This is a genomic window from Pseudomonas sp. 18.1.10 (genome assembly GCF_024655625.1).
Lineage (GTDB): Bacteria > Pseudomonadota > Gammaproteobacteria > Pseudomonadales > Pseudomonadaceae > Aquipseudomonas.
In genome coordinates, this window is record NZ_JANLGL010000229.1 from 1 (window position 1) to 8,289 (window position 8,289).

Consider the following 8,289-nt stretch of genomic DNA (forward strand, 5'->3'; position numbering starts at 1 on the left):
GCGGAGTGTCAGTTGATACATGTATGTCTGATGTACCGCTTTCGCGAGCAAGCCCGCTCCCACAGGGGATTAAGGTCGACCTCAAGACTGTGGAGCATGCACTAATTCAGTGCACAAAAGCAGCCTTGATTATTTCAAGCTACCGGACAAGAACTGCTGCAAACGCTCGGACTGCGGGTTCACCAGCACTTCTCGCGGGTTGCCACGCTCTTCGACGATGCCTTTGTGCAAAAACACCAACTGGTTCGACACTTCACGGGCAAAACCCATTTCGTGGGTGACGACCACCATGGTGCGGCCTTCCTGGGCCAGGTCCTGCATCACCTTGAGCACTTCGCCAACCAGTTCCGGGTCGAGGGCCGAGGTGGGTTCGTCAAACAGCATCACTTCCGGTTCCATCGCCAGGGCACGGGCAATCGCCACACGCTGCTGCTCGCCACCGGACATATGCCCGGGGAACGCATCCTTGCGATGGCCTACGCCGACTTTCGCCAGGTAGTGCTCGGCCTTTTCACGGGCGTCTTTTTTCGACATGCCCAGCACGTGCACCGGCGCTTCCATCACGTTTTCCAACGCGGTCATGTGCGACCACAGGTTGAAGTGCTGGAACACCATGGACAGGCGCGAACGCATGCGTTGCAGCTGTTTAGGGTCGGCGGCCTTCATGGCGCCGTCCTTGTTGGCCACCAGTTTCAGCTCTTCGTTGTTGAGCAGGATCTTGCCGGCGTGGGGTTGCTCCAGCAGGTTGATGCAGCGCAAAAAGGTACTTTTGCCCGAACCACTGGAACCGATGATGCTGATCACATCACCGGCCGCGGCGGCCAGGGACACGCCTTTGAGCACTTCATGACTGCCATAGCGTTTATGCAGGTCTTGGACTTCAAGTTTGTACATGCGGTCGGTTCTCACAAAAACAGGTGGTCAGTCGTTGAGCAAGCGCCCGTGACGCAGCGCTTCGCGCCCCGCCACCTTGGCCAGCCAGAAACCCGCTTGGGCATAACGTAGCCGTTCAACGGCAAACAATACCCCCGACGTACCGGCGCAGATAATGCTCACGCGGTCTTCCAGGGGATCAATCACTTCAAAAATCGCTTCGCCGGCCTCGACCCAGTCCCCGGCTTGACGCAGGTAACTGATGACCCCGGCGTGGGGTGCAAACAGCAACTCGGTGCCTTCGAAAGGCATGCCTTCGCAGGCTTCGTGTTGCGGCGCAGGCCACTCGCCCTTGATAAGGCCTTGTTCGGCGAGGAACGCGAGGATGCCTTCGGCGTGAAAGATCGCTTCGTCGCGGCCGGTATCGGCTTGGCCGCCCAACTCGAGGGTCGTCGCCAGGCACGCCAGCGGGATCTGTGCCTCGGGAAACGCGCGGGACAAGCGCAACCACGGCAGCGAACAGGCCTCATCGAACGAGCTGCCGCCGGAGTCTTCCGCCAGCAAGCCGACCTTCACATTCAGATGCGCCGACAACGAACGCCACTGCGGCCAGTGTTGCGGCAGCGCGTACATGTGCAGCGCGGCTTCGGCATCGCAGTGCAGGTCAAGGACCACATCGGCGCTGCAGGCATGGCTCAGCAGGATGCGCTGCATGCCTTGCAACTGGCTGGATGGCGCGGGCAATGCGTCCAGTGCAGCGCTCATCGCCTGACGGATCAGGCGCACGTTGGCGTGGGGATCATCCCCCAGCTTGCCGTCGAGCAGCGCCGCAACCGGTTCGCTCAACTCCGCAAAATCGCGGTTGAAATTCTTGCCGCTGCCCACCTCGAAACGCCCCTGGTGGCTGCCTTGCAGCAACTGGCCAAGGCCCATCGGGTTGGCCACCGGCACCAGCTCGATCACGCCGTTGAGGGCGCCTTGTTGCTCAAGCTCGGCAAGGCGTTTTTTCAGTTCCCAGGCGGCGCGCATGCCGGGCAATTCGTCGGCGTGCAGGCTGGCCTGGATATAGGCCTTGCGCTCGCCTTTGCCGAAGCGGAACACGCTCAGCTGGCGCTCGCAGCCCAGGTGGCCCCAGGGCAACAGATGATCGATACGTTCCATCTCAATGCTTCCGTGGAGCCAGGTAGCTCAGCCAGCGGCGCTCGGCCAACTTGAACAGGCGCACCAGGATAAAGGTCAGGCACAGGTAGAACACGCCGGCGGTGATGTAGGCTTCGAACGGCAGGTAGAACTGGGCGTTCACCGTGCGTGCGGCACCGGTGATGTCGATCAGGGTGACGATGGAGGCCAGGCTGGTGGTCTGCAGCATCATGATCACTTCGTTGCTGTACTGCGGCAGCGCGCGGCGCAGGGCCGACGGCAGCAGGATGCGGCGGTACAGCTTGTAGCGCGACATGCCCATGGCCTTGGCCGCTTCGATCTCGCCATTGGGCGTGGCCTTGAGGCTACCGGCGATGATTTCGGCGGTGTAGGCGCTGGTGTTGATCGCAAACGCCAGGCACGCACAGAACGTGGCACTGGACAGCAGCGGCCACAGGAAGCTTTCGCGTACCGCTTCGAACTGGGCCAGGCCGTAGTAGATCAAGAACAGTTGCACCAGCATCGGCGTGCCACGGATCACATAGGTGAACAGCCAGGCCGCACCGTTGACGATGGGCTGCTTGGACACGCGCATCAAGCCCAGGGGCAAGGCGGCAAGCAGGCCGAAGAACAGCGAGATGGCCAGCAGTTTCAGGGTGGTCAGCAGGCCGCCAAGGTACAGCGGCATGGCCTCCCAGATGACGTTGTAGTCGAAGATCATAGATCAGCCGCCCTTACGCCTACCGAGTAGCGCTTCTCAAGGTGACGCAAGGCCAGCAACGACACGCTGGTAATCACCAGGTACATCGCCGCCACTGCGAGGAAGAAGGTAAAAGGTTCGCGGGTGGCGTCTGCCGCCTGCTTGGCCTTGAACATCATGTCTTGCAAACCCACCACCGAGATCAACGCGGTGGCCTTGGTGAGTACCAGCCAGTTGTTGGTGAACCCAGGGATCGCCAGCCGGATCATCTGCGGCACCATCACCCGGAAAAACACCTGCAAACTGCTCATGCCATACGCAAGGCCGGCCTCGGCCTGGCCCTTGGGAATGGCCATGAAGGCGCCACGGAAGGTTTCCGAGAGGTAGGCGCCAAAGATGAAACCCAGGGTGCCGATACCGGCGGCCAAGGGGTTCAAGTCAATATAGTCGTCGTAGCCCAGCATCGGCGCGACGCGGTTGAGCAGGTCCTGGCCGCCGTAGAAAATCAGCAGGATCAGCACCAGGTCAGGAATCCCACGGATCACCGTGGAGTACAAGTCACCCAGCCAGGCCAACCAGCGCACCGGCGACAGGCGTAACGCGACCCCGATCAGACCCAGAACAATGGCCAAGGCCATGGACGACAAGGCGAGCTGAAGCGTCAACCATGCGCCATCGAGGATGACGGCCCCGTAGCCTTTCAACATGATTCAGGTCCTCGAAAAGGGGGATGAAAAAATGGCGCAAACCGCAGGAATTCTGTTGCTTGCGCCATTTCGGACAGACAGCTAGGACGATTTACTTAGGGTCAGCGCCGTAGATATCGAAGTCGAAGTACTTGTCCTGGATTTTTTTGTACTCACCGTTGGCACGGATCGCGGCAATGGCTGCGTTGATGCGGTCGAGGTTTTCCTTGTCGCCTTTGCGTACGGCGATGCCGATGCCATCACCGAAATACTTGGCGTCGGTGAACTGTGGGCCCACGAACGCGTAGCCTTTACCGGCTGGCGTCTTCAGGAAGCCGTCCTGCAGCAGGGTGGCGTCGGCCACGGTGCCGTCGAGGCGACCGGCTTCCACGTCCAGGTAGATTTCGTTCTGCGAACTGTAAGGCACAACCGTGGCGCCTTTAGGAGCCAGAACTTCCTTGGCGAAGCGATCATGGATCGAACCGCGTTGTACGCCGATTTTCTTACCCTTCAACTCATCCAGGCTGTCGCTGACGGTGGTGCCTTCCTTCATCACCAGTTGCGCTGGGCTGAGGTAATAGCGGCCGGTGAAGTCCACGGACTTCTTGCGATCTTCCGTGATGGACATGGACGACAGGATCGCGTCGATCTTGCGCACTTTCAGCGCCGGGATCAGGCCGTCGAATTCCTGCTCGACCCAGGTGCACTTGACCTTCATCTCTTCGCACAGAGCGTTGCCGATGTCGTAGTCAAAACCCACGATGCTGCCATCCGGCGCCTTCGACGCAAACGGAGGGTAAGCCGCTTCGATACCAATTTTCAGAGGCTTGCCTTCAGCGAAAGCCTGCATGGACAGCACGGACAGCGCCAGGGCGCCCAACAGCACGAGTTTCTTCATCTTGGGACTCCATCGGTATAGGGCAAAACAGCAGTATGAGCCATGGCCCACGATGCGACATAAGGGAAACCGAATTGCGGTGCTGCGTCCTACACCGATTCAACATCGGAGACGACGAGCGAGTGATCGGCATTCTAACGACAGGCCAGAAGCCGATATTTCCTCAATGCGACAACAATTTACAGAAGCACTGAGAAAGCGGTTCCAGCACATTGACAGCCCCTGGATTTTATGCAGAGACAAAAGACATTAAACCTGTAGACGCTGCAAATTGCGGGCCTATTATTCGCAAACCCTTCTAGCACGGCAAGTCTGGCGTTTAATCTTATTGATGAGGGTGTCTAAAACGCGGCTTTTCGGGGCGCGGGTGTAGCACATTGCCTCATGTTTGGGCGCTGGGTTACACATTTAGGGTTGGCGGTAACATTAAGAAATGTCCTACGAGAGAAACCGATATTTATTGGCCTCGTGAATATGGCGATCTGTCAGAGCACCGCCAGCATTGATTTGAAATGCATTCCCATGTGGGAGCTGGCTTGCCTGCGATAGCGGTGGGTCAACTACACATCTGCCAGCTGAATCAACGCCATCGCAGGCAAGCCAGCTCCCACATTTGATCTCTATTGGTTTTGAGATCTCACAAAAAAGCCCCATCCGGCTTACGCCGAATGGGGCTATTTCTTGCTATTGCGCTTTACGCAACATTCATAGTTTTGTGCGTTTCAATCAAATGCGCCACCACACCCGGGTCCGCCAAGGTGGAGATATCCCCCAACCCGTCGTACTCAGCCGTGGCAATCTTGCGCAGGATCCGCCGCATGATTTTCCCCGAACGGGTCTTCGGCAAACCTGGCGCCCACTGGATCACGTCCGGCGAAGCAATCGGACCGATCTCTTTGCGCACCCAGTTTTTCAACTCCAGGCGCAGCGCTTCGTTCGGCTCTTCGCCATTTTTCAGGGTGACATACACATAGATGCCCTGGCCCTTGATGTCATGCGGCACACCGACCACCGCCGCTTCGGCGACTTTCGGGTGGGCGACCATGGCACTTTCGATCTCGGCGGTGCCCATGCGGTGGCCGGACACGTTCAACACGTCATCCACACGCCCGGTGATCCACCAGTAGCCGTCTTCGTCGCGACGGGCGCCGTCACCGGTGAAGTACATGCCACGGAAGGTCTTGAAGTAGGTATCGACAAACCGGTCATGATCGCCGTACAGGGTGCGCGCCTGGCCCGGCCACGAATCGAGGATCACCAGGTTGCCCTCGGCAGCGCCTTCGATGATGTTGCCCAGGTTGTCCACCAGTGCTGGCACCACGCCAAAGAACGGCCGCGCCGCCGAACCCGGCTTGAGCGCATGGGCGCCCGGCAGCGGGCTCATCAGGGTGGCGCCGGTCTCGGTCTGCCACCAGGTGTCCACGATCGGGCAACGGGATTGGCCGACGTTCTTGTAGTACCAGTCCCACGCTTCCGGGTTGATCGGCTCACCCACCGAACCCAGCAGGCGCAAGCTGCTGCCGTCCACGCCTTCGCAGGCGGCGGTGCCGGAAGCCATCATTGCGCGGATCGCGGTCGGGGCGGTGTAAAGGATATTGACCTTGTGCTTGTCGACGATCTTGCCTACGCGGGTGATGTCCGGGTAGTTCGGCACGCCTTCGAACAGCAGCGTGGTCGCGCCATTGGCCAGCGGGCCGTAGACGATATAGGTGTGGCCAGTGACCCAGCCGACGTCGGCGGTGCACCAGTAGATCTCGCCCGGGCGGTAGTCGAACACACGCTCGTGGGTCAGCGCTGCGTAAAGCAGGTAGCCGCCGGTGGTGTGCTGCACGCCCTTCGGCTTGCCGGTGGAGCCGGAGGTATACAGGATGAAGAGGGCTTCTTCGGCGCCCATCTCTTTAGGCGCGCACACGGTGCCGGCCACTTTCATCAGGTCTTCGTACCAGATGTCGCGATGCTGGTTCCACTTGATCGCGCCATTGGTGCGCTTGCACACGATGACTTTCTGGATGCTGCTGGTTTCCGGGTTGGTCAGCGCGTCGTCGACGTTGGCCTTCAGCGGAATCTTCTTACCGGCGCGGATGCCTTCGTCAGCGGTGATCACCACCTTCGACTTACAGTCGATGATGCGACCGGCCAGGGCCTCCGGCGAGAAACCGCCAAATACTACGGAGTGAATCGCACCGATGCGGGTACACGCCAGCATGGCGACCACGGCTTCGGGGATCATTGGCATATAGATAGTCACCACGTCGCCGCGATGCACATCCTGGCCGCGCAGGGCGTTGGCGAACTTGCAGACTTCTTCATGCAGCTCGCGGTAGGTGATGGTGCGGCTTTCGGAAGGGTCATCGCCTTCCCAGATGATGGCTGCCTGGTCGCCACGTTCGGCGAGGTGACGGTCCAGGCAGTTGTAGGAAACGTTCAGGGTGCCATCGGCAAACCACTTGATATCGACATGGTGATCGTCGAACGAGGTCTGTTTCACCGCGGTGAAAGGCTTGACCCAGTCAAGGCGCTTGGCTTGCTCACGCCAGAAACCATCGGGGTTGACCACCGACTGCTGGTACATGGCCTTGTAGGTCGCCTCGTCGGTCAGCGTGTTGGCTGCTACTTCGGGGCGAACGGGGTACAGGGAAGCCGCACTCATCTTTCTTACCTCGGTGACAATAGTTGTTTTTGTATGCCCTGTTGTAGCCGGGGCTGCCCCATAGAACCATTCGACGATGGTAGTAACAAGCCCCTACATTTTGCCCTGCTATCTGCTTTGGCGGCTCTGGCCCGCGGCCCGTGGCGCTTTGCGCGCAGATGAAAAAAGCTTTACCACGGGATTGTTACAAAAACCGCCAACAGTGTTTATCAAAAGCACGGGTATATGAATATAACCCGCAGGCCTAGAATCACTTCCGCCAACACAGGCACTGTGATTAACACCGCAACAGCCCCCACGAAGGCAACGTTAATCCGAAACAACCAACCCTAAGTTACACACGCGGCCTCACAAAGGCCCCGTGACCCCTTTCGCCCTGAATAAGGTAAATAAAGAAATGAAAGCTCTAGTAGTTATGGCCCTCAGCAGCTTGTGCGCCACCGCCGCCCTGGCCGACGAAGCCCCGACTGACGTAGCTAGCCGCAACGCGCCGATTGTTGAAGACTACACTTACAGCACCCACCTGGACGTGGCGAAAGTATTGTCCATGAGCAGCATTCCCGAAGTCTGCGAAGTTGTACCGGTGAAGATGGAATATGAAGATTCGCAAGGCCAGCGTCATATTCTTAATTACCATGTGATGGGTAATGGTTGCTCTAACGGATAACAAGTTAGTTAGTGTGATCTGAAGCTGATCTTATTCGCCGCAAGAAATCGTTCTTGCGGCAAAGAACCCACCCACGAAACACCGCGATCCCCCTTGTGGGAGCTGGCTTGCCTGCGATGGCAATTTCGACCATACCCCCCTGTAAAGCCCTCCCCCGCCAGCCCTACAAAATCCCTCCCGCCGTCCGTCAAAAAAATCCAACCCCAGCAAAGCCTTATAAACCAGCACTCTGGCTCAAATAGCAGGCTTTTTGTCTGCGATCCGAGACCATCCGCCGCAACACAAACCCATTTTTTTCCCTATAATGCGCGGGTAAATCGGGCCTGCAATATCCCTTTACACAGGGATGAAGAGCCAGACCTGAGGCCCCGCTGGAGCAAACACCTACCGCTCCGCCCCTCAAGCCTCAAGCAGAGCACCCGTAACGCAATTTCCGTTTAATGCCTGCGCGAGCTGTTGCAAGAAACGATTCCTTAAGATCCACCGCGGCCTCTGGGCCGTGTGAACACCCAACCATCCGGTTTCACACGGGCACCTTTGAGCCCTCACGCAGGAGACGACACGTCATGCTGAGCTGGGACGAATTCGACAAAGAAGAAGAAGGCGAAGTAGCCACCAAAGGCGCCAACGCCGGCCACGCCACCGAAGCCAACATGGACCGCCTCGACGGTGCCG

The 8,289-nt window shown here is 58.7% G+C and carries 7 protein-coding genes; 1 reads left to right on the plus strand and 6 read right to left on the minus strand.

What is annotated here, in order from left to right:
- Positions 1-129: 129 nt before the first annotated feature.
- The 6 genes from NUV89_RS25240 to acs all read right to left on the minus strand — a co-directional run bounded on the left by NUV89_RS25240 (position 130) and on the right by acs (position 6,947).
- Positions 130-894 (minus strand): ABC transporter ATP-binding protein, encoded by a 765-nt coding sequence (locus NUV89_RS25240; RefSeq protein ID WP_003214336.1) that lies wholly within the window; start codon positions 892-894, stop codon positions 130-132.
- Between the two features lie 27 nt (positions 895-921).
- Positions 922-2,034, minus strand: a complete 1,113-nt coding sequence (locus tag NUV89_RS25245) for a succinylglutamate desuccinylase/aspartoacylase family protein (RefSeq protein ID WP_257783461.1) — start codon at positions 2,032-2,034, stop codon at positions 922-924.
- 1 nt (position 2,035) lies between these two features.
- Entirely contained in the window at positions 2,036-2,734 is a 699-nt protein-coding gene (locus NUV89_RS25250) for an ABC transporter permease (RefSeq protein ID WP_257783462.1), read from the minus strand.
- Positions 2,731-3,420, minus strand: a complete 690-nt coding sequence (locus NUV89_RS25255; RefSeq protein ID WP_124528185.1) for an ABC transporter permease — start codon at positions 3,418-3,420, stop codon at positions 2,731-2,733. Before NUV89_RS25255 ends, NUV89_RS25250 begins: the two co-directional genes overlap by 4 nt.
- A 91-nt stretch (positions 3,421-3,511) precedes the next feature.
- Positions 3,512-4,297, minus strand: a complete 786-nt coding sequence (locus NUV89_RS25260; RefSeq protein WP_257783463.1) for an ABC transporter substrate-binding protein — start codon at positions 4,295-4,297, stop codon at positions 3,512-3,514.
- A 694-nt stretch (positions 4,298-4,991) separates the two neighbouring features.
- The gene (gene acs, locus NUV89_RS25265; protein ID WP_017734150.1) at positions 4,992-6,947 is read right to left on the minus strand and encodes an acetate--CoA ligase; all 1,956 of its coding nucleotides are present in this window, start codon (positions 6,945-6,947) and stop codon (positions 4,992-4,994) included.
- 397 nt (positions 6,948-7,344) lie between these two features.
- On the opposite strand from acs, the gene NUV89_RS25270 reads away from it, so the two are divergent.
- Positions 7,345-7,614 carry a DUF2790 domain-containing protein gene (locus NUV89_RS25270; RefSeq protein ID WP_026136438.1) on the plus strand — a complete coding sequence of 90 codons (270 nt, stop codon included), beginning with the start codon at positions 7,345-7,347 and terminating at the stop codon, positions 7,612-7,614.
- Positions 7,615-8,289 lie beyond the last annotated feature (675 nt).

What these genes read in the sequence shown, in the direction of transcription:
- NUV89_RS25240 (WP_003214336.1), bottom strand. Translation starts at nt 894, where the DNA reads ATGTACAAACTTGAAGTCCAAGACCTGCATAAACGCTATGGCAGTCAT.
- NUV89_RS25245 (WP_257783461.1), bottom strand. Translation starts at nt 2,034, where the DNA reads ATGGAACGTATCGATCATCTGTTGCCCTGGGGCCACCTGGGCTGCGAG.
- NUV89_RS25250 (WP_257783462.1), bottom strand. Translation starts at nt 2,734, where the DNA reads ATGATCTTCGACTACAACGTCATCTGGGAGGCCATGCCGCTGTACCTT.
- NUV89_RS25255 (WP_124528185.1), bottom strand. Translation starts at nt 3,420, where the DNA reads ATGTTGAAAGGCTACGGGGCCGTCATCCTCGATGGCGCATGGTTGACG.
- NUV89_RS25260 (WP_257783463.1), bottom strand. Translation starts at nt 4,297, where the DNA reads ATGAAGAAACTCGTGCTGTTGGGCGCCCTGGCGCTGTCCGTGCTGTCC.
- acs (WP_017734150.1), bottom strand. Translation starts at nt 6,947, where the DNA reads ATGAGTGCGGCTTCCCTGTACCCCGTTCGCCCCGAAGTAGCAGCCAAC.
- NUV89_RS25270 (WP_026136438.1), top strand. Translation starts at nt 7,345, where the DNA reads ATGAAAGCTCTAGTAGTTATGGCCCTCAGCAGCTTGTGCGCCACCGCC.